Origin of the sequence: Diaphorobacter sp., from assembly GCF_050251835.1 — a bacterium.
Lineage (GTDB): Bacteria > Pseudomonadota > Gammaproteobacteria > Burkholderiales > Burkholderiaceae_C > JBFXIE01.
On sequence record NZ_JBFWLZ010000031.1, the window covers coordinates 1 to 14,855 of the forward strand.

The 14,855-nt window shown below is 68.9% G+C and carries 12 protein-coding genes; 5 read left to right on the top strand and 7 right to left on the bottom strand.

Going from position 1 to position 14,855, the window contains the following annotated elements:
* The 3 genes from AB7E35_RS11015 to AB7E35_RS11025 all read right to left on the bottom strand — a co-directional run.
* Positions 1 to 410 (bottom strand): RNA-binding S4 domain-containing protein (locus tag AB7E35_RS11015; protein ID WP_428167557.1); only part of this gene is annotated, 410 nt, incomplete at its 3' end.
* A 27-nt stretch (positions 411 to 437) separates the two neighbouring features.
* Positions 438 to 1,841, bottom strand: coding sequence for a sensor histidine kinase (locus tag AB7E35_RS11020; RefSeq protein ID WP_428167558.1), 1,404 nt, complete (start codon positions 1,839 to 1,841; stop codon positions 438 to 440).
* 9 nt (positions 1,842 to 1,850) lie between these two features.
* The gene (locus AB7E35_RS11025; protein WP_428167559.1) at positions 1,851 to 2,534 is read right to left on the bottom strand and encodes a response regulator; all 684 of its coding nucleotides are present in this window, start codon (positions 2,532 to 2,534) and stop codon (positions 1,851 to 1,853) included.
* Between the two features lie 388 nt (positions 2,535 to 2,922).
* Here AB7E35_RS11025 and AB7E35_RS11030 point away from each other — a divergent pair, with 388 nt between their 5' ends.
* The 5 genes from AB7E35_RS11030 to AB7E35_RS11050 all read left to right on the top strand — a co-directional run bounded on the left by AB7E35_RS11030 (position 2,923) and on the right by AB7E35_RS11050 (position 9,898).
* Complete coding sequence (locus AB7E35_RS11030; protein WP_428163396.1) at positions 2,923 to 3,882, top strand: Bug family tripartite tricarboxylate transporter substrate binding protein; 960 nt, start codon at positions 2,923 to 2,925, stop codon at positions 3,880 to 3,882.
* Positions 3,883 to 4,071: 189 nt separating this feature from the next.
* Positions 4,072 to 4,632 carry a tripartite tricarboxylate transporter TctB family protein gene (locus tag AB7E35_RS11035; protein WP_428167560.1) on the top strand — a complete coding sequence of 187 codons (561 nt, stop codon included), beginning with the start codon at positions 4,072 to 4,074 and terminating at the stop codon, positions 4,630 to 4,632.
* Positions 4,632 to 6,161 (top strand): tripartite tricarboxylate transporter permease, encoded by a 1,530-nt coding sequence (locus AB7E35_RS11040; protein WP_428167561.1) that lies wholly within the window; start codon positions 4,632 to 4,634, stop codon positions 6,159 to 6,161. Before AB7E35_RS11035 ends, AB7E35_RS11040 begins: the two co-directional genes overlap by 1 nt.
* A gap of 251 nt (positions 6,162 to 6,412) precedes the next feature.
* Positions 6,413 to 8,599: a 3-hydroxybutyrate oligomer hydrolase family protein gene (locus tag AB7E35_RS11045; RefSeq protein ID WP_428163269.1), complete on the top strand. Its 2,187-nt coding sequence runs from the start codon at positions 6,413 to 6,415 to the stop codon at positions 8,597 to 8,599.
* Positions 8,600 to 8,755: 156 nt separating this feature from the next.
* Entirely contained in the window at positions 8,756 to 9,898 is a 1,143-nt protein-coding gene (locus tag AB7E35_RS11050; RefSeq protein WP_428167562.1) for an ABC transporter substrate-binding protein, read from the top strand.
* A 14-nt stretch (positions 9,899 to 9,912) separates the two neighbouring features.
* Here AB7E35_RS11050 and AB7E35_RS11055 read toward each other — a convergent pair whose 3' ends face one another.
* From AB7E35_RS11055 to AB7E35_RS11070, 4 genes are all read right to left on the bottom strand, one after another.
* Positions 9,913 to 10,080: a hypothetical protein gene (locus AB7E35_RS11055; protein ID WP_428163271.1), complete on the bottom strand. Its 168-nt coding sequence runs from the start codon at positions 10,078 to 10,080 to the stop codon at positions 9,913 to 9,915.
* Positions 10,081 to 10,099: 19 nt separating this feature from the next.
* A complete protein-coding gene (locus AB7E35_RS11060) occupies positions 10,100 to 11,197 on the bottom strand; it encodes a YeeE/YedE thiosulfate transporter family protein (RefSeq protein WP_428167563.1) in 1,098 nt (365 codons plus the stop codon).
* A gap of 99 nt (positions 11,198 to 11,296) precedes the next feature.
* Complete coding sequence (locus AB7E35_RS11065; RefSeq protein ID WP_428167571.1) at positions 11,297 to 12,250, bottom strand: sulfurtransferase; 954 nt, start codon at positions 12,248 to 12,250, stop codon at positions 11,297 to 11,299.
* Positions 12,251 to 12,334: 84 nt separating this feature from the next.
* Positions 12,335 to 14,812: a Lon protease family protein gene (locus AB7E35_RS11070; protein ID WP_428167564.1), complete on the bottom strand. Its 2,478-nt coding sequence runs from the start codon at positions 14,810 to 14,812 to the stop codon at positions 12,335 to 12,337.
* Positions 14,813 to 14,855 lie beyond the last annotated feature (43 nt).

A 14,855-nucleotide genomic window follows, 5' to 3' on the forward strand; every position in this document is an offset into this window, starting at 1 on the left:
GCGCTCCAGCGGTCGCCCCAGCCGCGGCGCACGTCGTCCAGGCTGCGCCGGTCACGCTTGGTGGGGCGCCCTTCGCGCAGCGTGGCGGCTGGCTCGGGCGCCAGGCGGTGCGCTTCGGCGGCCTGGGCGCGTGCGGTAATGCTGTCGGGCGTTTCTTCATATAGCTGCTGCGCGACGGGCGCGGGGCCGCGAAAGCTGCTCAAGGCGCGCACCACCACGGTGCGTGACACGGGCCCCTGGCGCAGCGCGACGGTGTCGCCCGCGCGCAGGTCGCGCGCCGCCTTGGCCGCCTGGCCGTTGACGGTGACGCGGCCTTTGCCGATTTCTTCCACGGCGAGGCTGCGGGTTTTGTAAAAGCGCGCGCACCAGAGCCATTTGTCCAGGCGCATTGCATCGGGCGGGGTCGTCATCGGCGTGATTTTGCTCTCCGTTGGTTTTCAGTGGCGCGCCAGCGGCAGGCGCACTGCGGCGTCCAGACCCAGGATCTGGCTGCCTTCGCGGCGGTTGGTCAGCGCGATGCTGCCGCCCAGTGCTTGCACGATTTCCTGGCAGATCGCCAGGCCCAGGCCCGAGCCCGTGCGCACATCGCCCGCCGAGAACGGCTGGAACAGCCGCGCCGCCAGTTCGTCGTCGATGCCGGGGCCGGCGTCGGCAAAAGTCAGCGCGGCATGGGTTGCGTGCGCTTGCAGCGTGACGGCCAGTTCGGTGCCGGGCGGCGCATGGCGTATGGCGTTGTGCAGCAGGTTGCGGCACAGCTCGCGCAGCATCCATTCGTGTGCCTGCACGGGCGCGGCATCGGTGGCAATGCAAAAGTCCAGGTCGCCCTGGGCGATCAGGGGCGACAGCTCCAGCGCCACTTCGCGCAGCACCGCGTCCAGCCGGGTGGTGGGCAGACCGCCTTGCTGGCGCAGTTGCTCCACCTTGGCCAGCGCCAGCATCTGGTTGGCCAGCTGGGTGGCGCGGTCCACGGTGTGGCCGATCTCCTGCAGCGCCTGCTCGGGCGGCAGGTCGCCGCGCAGCGCGGACTGCACCTGGGTCTTGAGCACTGCCAGCGGCGTGCGCAGCTGGTGCGATGCGTCGCGCACAAAGCGCTGCTGGTGCGCCAGCAGGCGCGACAGGCGCTGCATGACCGCGTTGGTGGCGTCGATCAGCGGTTGCAGCTCGCGCGGCGCGGCAGGCGCGGCAATGGGGGCCAGGTCGCCTTCGGCGCGGGCCTGCAGGTTGCTGCTCAACTGGCGCACCGGGCGTGTGGCGCGCTGCACCACCAGTACCACGATGCCTGCAATCAGCGCCAGCAGCAGCGCCTGGCGCGCCAGCGTGGTGTGCAGGATCTGCAGCGCCGCGGCCTCGCGCAGCTCCAGCGTCTCGGCCACCTGGATCACGGCCATGCCGCGCCCCTCGCTGCTGGCCACGGGCTGCAGCAGCACGGCCACGCGCACGGGCTGGCCGCGAAACTGCGCGTCGTAGAAGTCCACCAGCGCCGCGTAGGGCGGGCGCTGCGCGATGGTGCCGCGCCAGATGGGCAGCTCGGCAAAGCCGGAGATCAGCTCGCCATGCAGGCTGGACACGCGGTAGAACATGCGGCTTTGGTTGTCGGCCTCGAAGGCTTCCAGCGCCGCATAGGGGACGGTGGCGCGCAGCTCGGCCAGCTCGTCGTAGCCGCGCACGTCCAGCTGCTCGCTGATGGTCTTGGCCGACGCCAGCAGCGTGCGGTCGTAGGCGGTGTGCAGCGCGGCCAGCGCCTGGCGGTGCAGGCTGTAGGTGTTCACGCCCACGAACAGCAGCGTGGGCAGCAAGATGCCCAGCAGCAGCTGGCGGCGCAGCGATTGCGGGCGGGTCATGTTTGGCGTTCAGGCCTCGGGTTTGAGAAGGTAGCCCAGCCCGCGCAGCGTCATCAGCACCACGCCCGTGCCCGCCAGCTTTTTGCGCAGGCGATAGACCACCACCTCGATGGCCTCGTACTGCACGTCGGTCTGGCCGGGAAAGACCAGCTCGTACAGCCGCTCCTTGCTCACCGCGTGCCTCGGCTGGGCCAGCAGGGCGCGCAGCAGCGCCAGCTCGCGCGGGGTGAGGTCCATGGGCGCGCCGTGCGCGTAGGCTATGCCGCTCTCTTTTTCATAGCTTATGGCGCCCATTGATGGTGCGCTGGAGGCTGATTTGCCCCCTGGTGCATCGCTGCTGCGGCGCACCAGGGCGCGCAGGCGCGCCTCCAGCTCGTCCAGGTCGAAGGGCTTGGGCAGGTAGTCGTCGGCGCCGGCGTTCAGGCCCAGCACGCGGTCGCCCACGGTGCCGCGCGCGGTCAGCAGCAGCACGGGCGTGCGCAGGCCGCCGGCGCGCGCCTGCTGCAGCACCTGCAGGCCGTCCAGGCCGGGCAGGGTCAGGTCCAGCACCACCGCATCGGGCGGGCGCGCGCGCCATTCGGCCAGCGCGGCGCGGCCATCGCCCACGGCGGTGACGGCCATGCCGCGGCGCGCCAGCGAGCGCTGCAGCGTGGCCTGCATGGTGGCGTCGTCTTCGACCAGGAGCAATTGCATGGCGCGGATTATCAGTGTGGCGACACGGGGCTGCGGGCAGTGGATTGCCGCTTGCGCAGCAATGACGGACGGGGTGCAGGATTCATCCGACGCATCGGTACAGCGGTGCCCATGCGCGTAAACCCCAGTGCCGCGGACAGCCGATTGACAGCTTGCGCGCGCATCATCGCTGCCGTTCAACCCAGATTTCTCATTAGGCGCACCTTCGGTGCTGCTTGGGTGTCAGCGGTGCATTTGCGGTCATTTCGGCCCCTCTTCGTCGCCCATAGCTACGGCTATGGACTCCTCAGTCGGGACCGAACTGCCTCGCAACTGCCCTCGCTGCCATCCCAAGCCCTAATGGGAAATCTGGGTTCAAAGTTACGTTTTTCACATGCAAGGAGACAACATGCGTCGCGATACCTTTTTGAAGTCGCTGGCGGCCCTGGCCGCTGCGGGCAGCCTGCCGCTTTCGGCGCGCGCTGCCGTGGCCGTCAAGATGATGCTGCCCGCCAACCCCGGCGGCGGCTGGGACACCACCGGCCGCGCCCTGGGCAAGGCCCTGCAGGACGCGGGCGTGGCCTCCAGCGTGACCTTTGACAACAAGGGCGGCGCGGCCGGCGCCATTGGCCTGGCGCAGTTCGTCAACAGCTCCAAGGGCGACCCCAACGCGCTGATGGTGATGGGCGCCGTGATGCTGGGCGGCATCATCACCGGCAAGCCGCCGGTCAACCTGAGCCAGGCCACGCCGATTGCGCGGCTGACCAGCGAATACAACGTGTTCGTGCTGCCTGCCAATTCGCCCTTCAAGAGCATGGCCGAGGTGGTGGCGCAACTGAAGAAAGACCCCGGCAGCGTGAAGTGGGGTGGCGGCTCGCGCGGCTCCACCGAGCACATCGCGGCGGCCATGATTGCGCGTGCCGTGGGCGCCGACCCGGCCAAGATCAACTACGTGGCCTTCCGCGGGGGCGGCGAGGCCACGGCGGCCATCCTGGGCGGCAACGTCACCGTGGGCGGCAGCGGCTACAGCGAGTTTGCCGAGTACATCGCCGCGGGCAAGATGAAGCCCATCGGCGTCACGTCGGGCCAGCGCCTCAAGGGCGTGAATGTGCCCACGCTGAAAGAGCAGGGCATTGACGTGGAGATTGGCAACTGGCGCGGCGTGTACGGCGCGCCCGGCATCACGCCCGAGCAGCGCAAGGCCCTGATCGCCATGGTGGACAAGGCCGTCAAGAGCCGCGCCTGGCAGGAGGCGCTGGAGAAAAACGGCTGGACACCCGCCTGGCTGGCCGGCGACGAGTTCGCCAGCTTTGTCGATAACGAGTTCGCCAGCCTGCGCGCCACGATGGTCAAGTCCGGCATGGTGTGATTCCTCCCGGTATTGCGAATACTTTGTTTTTGATAGCTGCTGGCGCTTCTTTTGCAGGCGCTGGTGGCTGCTCTGCCTGTTCACGTTGTTGCCGCGCTGGCTGTCATTCACAGCCGCGATGAATCCGCGGCGCGGTTTCAATCCAGCGGCGCCTGCGCAGGGCGCTGTTTTTCTTCAGAGGCTACAGCCATGCCCGAGCTTTCTTCTCCTCCTCATTCAGCCGCCGCGCCCCAGGACGCGGGCAGCGTGCCATCGCCAGCCTGGCAGGCCGCCGTGGGCGTGGCCGTGGTGCTGGTGGCCGTGGGCATGGCCTTTGGCGCGCTGCAGATTCCTGCAGATGCCGGCTACGGCGGCGTAGGCCCCAACTTTCTGCCCTGGGCCTGCGCCGCGGTGCTGGGCCTGTGCGGCATTCTGTTGGTGCGCGAGGCGCTCACGGGCGGCTACCGCCAGGCGGCCGACCCCGGCGGCGCGGCGCGCGCGGCGCTGGGGCCGTTTGCCTGGGTGTCGGCCGGGCTGCTGCTGAATGCGGCGCTGATCACGCAGCTGGGCTTCATCGCGGGCTGCACGCTGTGCTATGCGCTGGCGGTGCAGGGCCTGCGCCGAGCCAATGGCCAAACGGGGCTGCTGGCGCCGCGGGCGCTGGCGGTGGATGTGCTGACGGGCCTGGCGATCTCGGCGCCTGTGTTCTGGCTGTTCACGCAGTTTCTGGCCATCAATCTTCCCGGACTGACTGACACAGGGTGGCTGTAATGGAAATCTTTGACGCATTGATGGCGGGCTTTGCCACGGCGATCACCCCGGCCAATCTGCTGTGGGCGCTGGTGGGCTGCGCCCTGGGCACGGCGGTGGGCGTGCTGCCCGGCATCGGCCCGGCGGTGGCGGTGGCCATGCTGCTGCCCATCACCTCCAAGGTGGAGATGACTGCCTCGATGATCTTCTTTGCCGGCATCTACTACGGCGCCATGTATGGCGGCTCCACCACGTCCATCTTGCTCAACACCCCTGGCGAGACGGCCAGCATGGTCACGGCCATGGAGGGCAACAAAATGGCCAAGAGCGGCCGCGCGGGCGCGGCGCTGGCCACGGCGGCCATTGGCTCGTTTGTCGCCGGCACCGTGGCCACCGTGGTGGTCACGCTGTTTGCCCCCACGGTGGCGGACTTTGCCGTGCGGCTGGGCCCGCCCGAGTACTTCATGCTGATGGTGCTGGCGTTCACCACCGTGAGCGCCGTGCTGGGCCAGAGCAGCCTGCGTGGCATGACGTCGCTGTTTGTCGGCCTGGCGCTGGGCTGCGTGGGCATGGACCAGATCTCGGGCGCGGCACGCTACACGGGCGGCAAGATGGAGCTGCTGGACGGCGTGGACATCGTGCTGGTGGCCGTGGGCCTGTTCGCCGTGGCCGAGGTGCTGTACGCCGCGCTGTACGAGGGCAAGGTGGAGGAATCGCAGAACAAGCTGACCCGTGTGCACATGACGGCGCGCGACTGGAAGCGCTCGGTGCCCGCGTGGCTGCGCGGCACCCTGATCGGCACGCCGTTTGGCTGCATACCGGCTGGCGGCACCGAGATTCCCACCTTCTTGAGCTACGCCACCGAGAAAAAGCTGGCCAAGGGCGAGGACAAGGCGGAGTTTGGCGCCGCGGGCGCCATCGAGGGCGTGGCCGGCCCCGAGGCCGCCAACAACGCCACCGTGACGGCGGCGATGATTCCGCTGCTGACCCTGGGCATTCCCACCAGCAACACCACCGCCGTGCTGCTGGGCGCGTTCCAGAACTACGGCATCAACCCCGGGCCGCAGTTGTTCACCACATCGGCGGCGCTGGTGTGGGCGCTGATCGCGTCGCTGTACATCGGCAACCTCATGCTGCTGGTGCTGAACCTGCCCCTGGTGGGGCTGTGGGTGAAGCTGCTGAAGATTCCGCGCCCGCAGTTGTACGCGGGCATTCTGATCTTTGCCACCGTGGGCGCCTACGGCATGCGCCAGAGCACGTTTGACCTGTTTCTGCTGTACGCCATCGGCCTGCTGGGCGTGCTGATGCGGCGCTTTGACTTCCCAACCGCGCCCGTGGTGGTGGGCATGATCCTGGGGCCGCTGGCCGAGGCGCAGCTGCGCAACGCCATCTCGATTGGCGAGGGCAGCTGGATGATCTTTTTGCAGCGGCCCATGACGGTGACGCTGCTGGTGATCGTGCTGGCCGTGCTCATCGTGCCGCGCGTGCTGCGCCGCTGGGCCGAGCGCAACCTGGTGCACGCGCACCAAAGCGCAGACGATGTGAGCTGACAGACCAGTACGGCGAAGCGGTACGCCGCCAGTCGCAATCTGCCCTGGCGCAGCGTCTTTGCCGCCCGCCACCGCCAAGCCCCGGCGGACTGCAACCCTGGGTTCTACCTGACTTGTAAAGCCGCGCGCGTCGCTAACATGCGCCCATGCTTTTGAACGCTCCGCGTGACCTGCAATGACTGCGCCCCCGGTTCTGACCGGGGGCGCATTGTTTTTTCGTACTGCCAAAAACCACAACCCAAGGAGACAACATGCGAATGAATCCACGATTGACGATGCGCTGCGCCCTCACGGCGCTGGCCGGGGCTGCGCTGGTAGCCTGCGGCGGCGATGACGAGGGGCCGGTCAACGAGCTGCCCAAGGGCATCAAGGAGATCAGCGCCACCGTCTATCCGGCCACCACCGTGGGCACGGGCGCCACGGCGGCCACGCAAGACCTGCTGACCGGCGGCATCGGCAAAACGGGCCTGGGCGCAGCGGCTGCGCCCGCCTACGCCGACCCGGCCAACCCCACGGCGGCCGAGCTGCGCCGCAACGCGTTGTTTTCCAACTACCGCGGCCTCCTGGACTACACCGCCAACGGCGGCTACGGCAGCCTGTACGGTCCCAACGTCACGGCCGACGGCCGCGTGACGACCAGCGAGGGCCTGATCCCCGGCCGTGAATACCTGGCCGTGCTCGACGATGGCACGGGCCGCAAGCAGACCGTGATCGCCGTGCAGGTGCCCGACAGCTTCAGCGCGGCCAATCCCTGCATCGTGCTGGGGCCGTCGTCCGGGTCGCGCGGTGTGTATGGCGCCATCGGCACGGCGGGCGAGTGGGGCCTGAAGAAGGGCTGCGCCGTGGCGCTGACCGACGCGGGCAAGGGCGTGGGCCTGCACAACCTGGCCGACGACACCGTCAACAAGGTGGACGGCACGCGCGCCACGCGCACGGCCGCGGGCGCGCTGGCCTTTTTTGCCGCCAACATCACCGACGCTGCGCGCTCGCTCTATAACGCGGCCTTCCCTAACCGCATCGCCATCAAGCACGCGCAATCCCAGCAAAACCCCGAGAAGGACTGGGGTACAGACACCCTGGCCGCGGGCCGCTACGCGCTGTATGTGCTGAACGCGCGCTATGGCACGGCAGACAACCCCGTGCCCTTCACCAGGAACAACACGCTGGTGATTGCGGGATCGGCGTCCAACGGCGGCGCGGCATCGCTGCGGGCGGCCGAGCAAGACAGCGAGGGCCTGATCGACGGCGTGGTGGCCTCCGAGCCCGTCACCGAGATGCCCACCGCCGCGGGCTACGGCATCCAGTTTGGCGGCGCCGCCGTGGCGGGCTACGGCAAGACCCTGGCCGAATACACCACCTACGGCAACATCTTCCAGCCCTGCGCGGCGCTGGCGGCCGATGCGGCCATTGCCGAGACCTCGATCTACAACTACATCGGCCTCGTCAACATGACGGCCCGCGCCACCGCGCGCTGCGATGGCCTGGCGGCCAAGGGCCTGGTCAGCGGCGCCACCACCGCCCAGCGCGCCGCCGACGCCCTGGCCAAGCTGCGCGCCTTTGGCTGGTCGGACGAGAGCAACACCATGCACAACGCCCACTACGCGCTGGGCAACGGGCCCATCCTGTCGGCCATGTACACCATGGCCTATGGCCGTTTTGGTGCCGATGCCAACCTGTGCAGCAGCAGCTTTGCCGCGGTCAACGCTGCAAACGGCGACGTGGTGGCCGCCACGCCCACGGCGCTGGCGCAAAGCGCCGCCACGGCCAACGGCACGGCCAACGGCACGCCCGCCACGGTGGTCTATAACAACTCGCTGGGCGGGGCCAAGGCCTGGCAGTTTGCGGTGTCGCCCTCGACCGGCGTGGCCGACTTCGGTCTGGACAACGCCCTGTGCCAGCACGCGCTGGTCAGCGGCAAAGACCTGGCCAGCGGCGCGGCGCTGACGGCCAGCACCACGCCCACCAAGGCGCAAAGCGATGCGGTGCGCGCTGGCATTGCCGAGGTATTGCACAGCGCCAACCTGCGCGGCAAGCCGGCCATCATCGTGTCGGGCCGCAGCGACGCGCTGGTGCCGGTCAACAACAACTCGCGGGCCTACACGGCGCTCAATCGCACGATCGAGGGCGCATCGACCAAGCTGCGCTATATCGAGGTTTTGAACGGCCAGCACTTTGATACGTTCTTGCCCTTCTCGGGCTTTGACACGCGCTTCGTGCCGCTGCACCCGTACTTCAACCAGGCCATGGACGTGATGTGGGCCCACCTGAAGAACGGCGCCGCGCTGCCCGCCAACCAGGTCGTGCGCACCACGCCCCGCGGCGGCGTGCCCGGCGCGGCGCCCGCCATTACGGCCGCCCATGTGCCGCCGTTTGCCCTGGCGCCCGCCGCTGCCGACCAGATCGGCTTTGCCGGCACGTCCATCACCGTGCCGCGCTGAAGTCCCGGCGACTGCAGGCCGTGCGTCTGTCCAGGCTGATCGGCCTGGAGTCCTTGAAACAGTCGGTCCGGCCCGGCGGCGCCCGTGTGCCGCCGGGCCGGGTGCTGCCTGTCTGCGTTCTTGAAACCCGTTGGAGAAAGATGGATGAGCATTTGGATGGCAAAACGGCGGTGTGCGTTGCTGCTGGCGGCGCTGGTGCTGGGTGCCCTCGCGGGCCCGGCGGCGGCATCTCCCGCCGCTGAAGTGTGGGTGGGGCAGGTGGCGCCGCTGTCGGGCGTGCTGGGCTCCACTGGCGAGCAGATGGTGCTGGGCGGCAAGGTGTACTTTGATGCGGTCAACGCCCAGGGCGGCGTGCACGGCGCGCAGATCCGCGTGGCCGTGGAAGACGACGGCTACAGGGTCGAAGACACCGTGCGCCTGACCCGCGCCATGCTGGCGCGCCCCGAGGTGGTGGCGCTGTTTGGCTACGCCGGCACATCCAACCTTGCGCAGTTGCTGTCGGACAAGGTGCTCGAGCGCGGCGGCGCGGCGCTGGTGGCGCCCTACACCGGCGGCGAAGTGCTGCGCGCGCCCTTCAATCCGTGGATTTTTCATGTGCGTGCGGGCTACGCCGACGAGGCCGAGCACATGGTGCAGCAGCTGGCCACGCTGGGCGTCACGCGCATTGCCGTCATGTACCAGGACGACGGCTTCGGCAAGGCCGGGCTGGCTGGCGTGGAGGCGGCGCTGGCGCGGCGCCAGCTCCAGCTGGTGACCGCTGCGGGCTACGAGCGCAACACCGACAACGTGGATGCGGCGGTGAAGGCCATCCGTGCCACCGACGCACAGGCGGTGATCATGATTGCCATCAACAAGCCTGCCGCCGCGTTTGCCAAGCGCTACCGCGAGGCGGGCGGCGGCGCGCAGCTGTTCAACATCTCGGTGGTGGACCCGGCCGAGATCGTGAAGCTGGCGGGCCTGAAGAACGCGCACGGCCTGGCCATCAGCCAGGTGGTGCCCTACCCGTACCGGCCGCAGCTGCCCGTGGTGCGTGAATACCAGCAACTGCTGCAAAAGTACGCACCGGGCGCCGAGGTCAACTACACCAGCTTCGAGCTGTTTTTGGGCGCCAAGGTGCTGGTGGAGGCACTGCGCCGCGCCGGCCCCCAGCCCACGCGCTCGCGCGTGCTGCGCGCGCTGGAGTCGCTGCAATCCTATGACCTGGGCGGCATCACCCTGAGCTACGGCCCGGCCAACCGGGTGGGTTCGCGCTTCGTCGAAGTCACCGTGATCGACAGCAACGGACGGCTTCTCAAGTAACCCTGGTGGTAGCTTCAGTCCGGCATGGAGCAATGCCCGCCGGATGCCGCCTTGCCCGATCCGGCGGCAATCAGCGGGGCCTCAAAGCGCAGATCCACCGGGGCCGAGGTGCCGTAGTCCCAGGCCACAAAGGCGGCAAGCACGGCCCAAAAAGCCAGGCGCAGCGTGGTGTGTCGTGTCATGGCGTGTCTCTCCCGGGGCTCAAAAACCAAAATGGCGGCGGATGCGCAGGCCGAAGATCGTGCCTGCGAAGGCCAGCGGCACCCAGATCCAGCCATGGATGCTGCCCGTGGAGATGCCCGACAGCATGGCCCCCACGTTGCAGCCAAACGCCAGGCGCGAGCTGTAGCCCAGCAGCAGACCGGCCGCCAGGGCCACGGCCCATTGCGTACCCGTCAGGGCTTTGGCCGCGGCGGGCTTGCCGGCCGACACCCACAGCGCGCCGCCCAGAATGCCGATGTTGGTGATGCTGGTCACGTCCAGCAGCACGGTTTCTTGCAGGCGGGCGGCGTTGCCGGGCTGGCTCCAGAACCAGTTGCCTGCCAGATCCGCGGCACCGCTGGCCTGGGCGATTTTGGCGGCCCACAGGCCAAAACCATAGACCACGCCCCAGGGCTGGCCGGCGATCACCAGGTTCAGCGTGGCCAGCAGCGCCAGCAGCACCGCGCCCACGATCCACTTGCGCACCAGCAGCGGCTTGGGCTGCGCACCTTGCACCACGGGGGCGCGGCGCGCATACCAGCGCACGGCCACCGCGGCCGCGGCCAGTGCCGCCAGCGTCATCAGCAATGCCTCTTGCCAGCCGAAGCGGCTGACCAGGCCCACCGGCGCTGCGCGGCCCAGGTCCAGCCAGAAGCCCAGGTGCAGCGACCCCAGGAAGCTGCCCAGCGCAAACAGCGGCAGGATGGCCATGTTCATCGGAATGCCAAGGCCTGCCTTGTACAGCGTGCCGCTGCCGCAGCCGTCTGCAATCTGCATGCACAGCCCGAACACAAAGGCGCCCACCAACAGGCTGACGCTGGGCGGGCCCAGCGCGGCCGTCAGTTCAGGAAAATGCCCCAGCAGCGGCATGGCCAGCGCAGCGGCCAGGGCCAGCAGCAGCAACTGGCCCATGACGCCGCTGGCGTCTTTGTCCTCGATCAGCATGCGCCAGCCGGTGGTGAAGCCAAAGCGCTGGCCCGCCAGCACCGCGCCCAGGCCCAGGCCCACGGCGAACAGGGCGGCCTGCCGCACGGACACGGTCCACAGCAGCCAGCCAAAGAACACGGCCAGCAGGGCCGCCAGGGGGATTCGTTTCATGGGTAAAAAATCAAAAAAGTGAGCTGCCAGCGCTTGCTGGATAAGCGCTGGGGGTTAACTGGGCTACAAACTTTTGGGGCCGCCGATCGGGCACGCGGCTTACCTGAACTTGCGCTCCCACCACTGCCGGGCGTCGTAGGCCAGCGCCTCGGCGCGGCTGGGCTGGTTGGCCATCAGCGGCGGTTCCTTGGACTGGGTCCAGTCCACCATGGAGCCCGCGTACAGTTTCACGCCGGGCAGGCCCGCCACTTCGGACAGGCCGAACCAGTCGGTCGCCGCCCAGTGGCCGGTGTTGCAGAACGCCACCATGTCCTGCCCCTGTTCGCGCTTGACCTTGGCGGCGATCTGCTTGGCCGTGGCCGCATCGACAAAGGTGGTCGTGCCCGGCACGAACCACTGGTTGAAGTCCAGCTGCTGCGCGCCGGGCAGGGTGCCCGAGACCTTGGCCGCAGGCGCGCGCACCTTGCCCTGGTAGAAAGCGTCGGGGCGCGAGTCCACCAGCGCCGCATTGCTCAGGCGGATGTGCTGGCCCACGTCCTCGCGCGTGGCCAGCAGGCGGGTGTCCAGCGCGGGGGCGTACTGGCTGGCCGTCACCTGGGGCACTTCGGTCGTCAGGGGCAGCTTGGCCTGGCTCCAGGCCTTCATGCCGCCGTTCAGGATGGACAGCTCTTTCAGTCCCAGCAGCTTCAAAGTCCAGTACACGCGGGCGGCGGCGCCAAAGTCGGTGGTGTCGGCTCCGGTGGAGACGATCACGGCATGCGTGGCGGGCGTCAGGCCCAGCGACTGCACCAGCGCGGTGAGCTGGGGCAGCTCGGGCAGCTCGCCAGGGTTGCTGGCGGGGCCGCGCCAGCGGCCGTAGGGCGCGTTCAGTGCGCCGGGGATGTGCTGCGCGGCATAGCTGGCGGGGTCGCGGATATCGATCACGCGCGGTGCGGCGGGCTGGCCGGTCCGGGCTTGCAGTTCGACGGGTGTGAGCAGCGGCTGGGCGGCCCAGCCCGCAGGAGCCGCGAGGGCAGCGGCAGAGAACACGGCGAGCGCCAGCAGTTTTTTCATGGCCATGAAAGCAACAGAGGGTTCAAGGAAGGCGGCGATTGTCCCGCGCTGGCGCGCTGCGCCAACGACAGAATCGAATTGTTCTTATAGCCCGCGTGGATAAGTACCGCGTCCACGCGGCACGCCCCGGCGCCCCAGTGCCATGGCCTGCCAGGCGCGGCGGTAGGCCAGCAGCGTGCGCTCGGCGCGCGCTTGCACGCTGCCCTCCCAGTGCTCGTCGGGCGTGAGGCCGGCCTGCGTGCCCGTGAGCAGCGCAATCCCTTCGCTGACATGCTGCACGGCATAGACATGAAAGCGCCCGGCCGCCACCGCATCGACCACCGCGGGCGACAGCATCAGGTGGCGCTGGTTGCGCGCCGGGATCAGCACGCCTTGGGTGCCCGTCAGGCCGGCGTGTTCGCACACGCGAAACCAGCCTTCGATTTTTTCGTTCAACCCGCCCACGGGCAGCACCTCGCCGTGCTGGTTTAGGGCGCCGGTGACTGCGATGTCCTGGCGCAGGGGCAGGCCCGACAGCGACGACAGCAGCGCGTACAGCTCGGCGCAGGAGGCCGAGTCGCCCTCGATGCCGCTGTATTCCTGCTCCAGCACGATGGACGCATTGAGCGCCAGCGGCGCCAGATGCCCGAACAGCGCGCTGAAATAGCTGTGCAGTATCAGCACGCCCTTGTCGTGGATGGGGCCGGACAGCTCCACCTCGCGCTCGATGTTCACCAGCCCTTCCTGGCCGGCGTGCGTGCGCGCGGTGATGCGCACCGGAAAGCCGAAGCGGTAGTCGCCCAGGTCGATCTGCGTGAGCGCGTTGAGCTGGCCCACGCGCGTGCCCTCCAGTGTGATGAGCAGCTCGCCCTCGGCAATCGCCTCGTGCAGTTCTTCTTCGGGCGCGTTGTGGCGCTGGCGCCTGGCGGCCAGCGCCGCCTCCACGTCGGCGGCGTCGGCCAGCAGCGCGCCACGCGCGCGGGCCTGCGCGGCGCATTCGAGCACCAGCGCCTCCAGGCTGGAAAAGCGCGCGCTCTGGCGCGTCTGGTCATCGGCCTCGCGGTGCATGCATTCCAGCAGGCGCGCCACGGCGGCCGCGCTGCAGTGCGGCAGGCCGCGCTGCGCGCAAAAGCGCGCGATGAACACCGCGCTGGCGTAGTGCGTGTCAGCGTTGGCAATGAAGCGATCGGCAAAGTCCACCTTCACGCGAAAGCGCTGCGCCAGGTCTTCGTCGCCTTCCTGCAGCACGTAGTACTCGGCGGCCGACCCGATCAGCACCAGCTTGACCTCCACGTCCACGCCCTCGGGCTGCAGCGCCACCGTGGCCCCGCTGCCGTGGCTGGCGGCCAAGTCTTCGATGGCCAGGCGGTTGCAGCGCAAAAAGCGGCGCAGCCGCTCCCACAGCGGCGTGTCGCCCAGCAGATCGCGCAAAAACAGCATCAGGTAGCCACCGTGCGCGCGCAGCAGGCCACCGGCGTGAATGTCGGAAAAATCGGCGTAGGGCGCGTCCTCGCCGGATTCGTACTGGATATGCCCGAACAGGTTGCGCAGCTGCGGGTTGTCCTCGACCACGACTGGCGCGCCCTGCAGGCCGGCGTTGTCCACTGCCAGGTTGACCTGGCACATGGCCAGCAGGTCGGCCAGCTGGCTGCGACGCTCATCTTCCAGCGGGTCGTCGGCCTGCGTGCCTTCGTGGGGCACGAACAGCGCCAGCTGATCCAGCACCTCGCGCTGGATCTGATCGAGCCAGCGCCCCAGCTTGACGCCGTCCTTGATCTGCTTGCGCAGCCCCTGGCGGACTTCGTCCAGGCCGTGCGTCAGCAAGGGGCCGGCGCTTTGGCGCAGCAGCTGCGCCAGCGCCTCGTCGCGGGCGTGCTCCAGCGGCCGGGTGCGGTCCAGAAAGCGCACGATCTCGGCGCGCAGTTCCTGCTCGGCTTGCGCGATCGCGGCGCGCTCCGCGCTGCCCAGCGCCGCGGCGTCGGCCTCGGTCAGTGGCTCGTGGGTGGTGGCGCCGAGCAGGGTGAACACCATCTGGCCCTCGTCGCGCACCAGCCGGAAGCGCCGCGCGCGCGCAAACTCGGCCAGCTGGCTGAAGGCCTGCGCCTCGTCGCTCTGGTAGCGCCTGTGGATGCGCTCGCTTTCGTTCTTGACGTCCGGTGCGGCCAGTCGCTTGGGGATGTCGGCCTCCAACTGGCGGCTCCAGCGGGCCATCTGGTCGCGCAACTGCCGCCCCTGACCGGCGGGCAGGCGCAGCGCGCGCGGGCGCTCGGGCGCGTCGAAGTCGTGCAGAAAACACAGGTCGGGCGGCACTGGCCGGCGGGCTGCGGCGTCTTGCATCGCCTGGCGCATCAGCGACGCGCGGCCGCTGCCCACCTCGCCCAGCACGAACAGGTGGTAGTCGGGGTGCTGCATGGTCAGGCCAAAGCGTGCGGCCTCAAAGGCGCGCTGCTGGCCGATCCAGGGCAGCGGCTCGTCCACCAGCGCGCGTGTGTCGGCAAAGCCCAGGGTCTCGGGGTCAATGCGCAGCCGCAGCGCGGCAGCAGGCAGGGCGCAGGGGGCGGTAGCTGTGGTGTTAGGGTTCAAATCAGCCTCCAGCCCAATTGGATAAAGCGCTAGCAGCTATTTA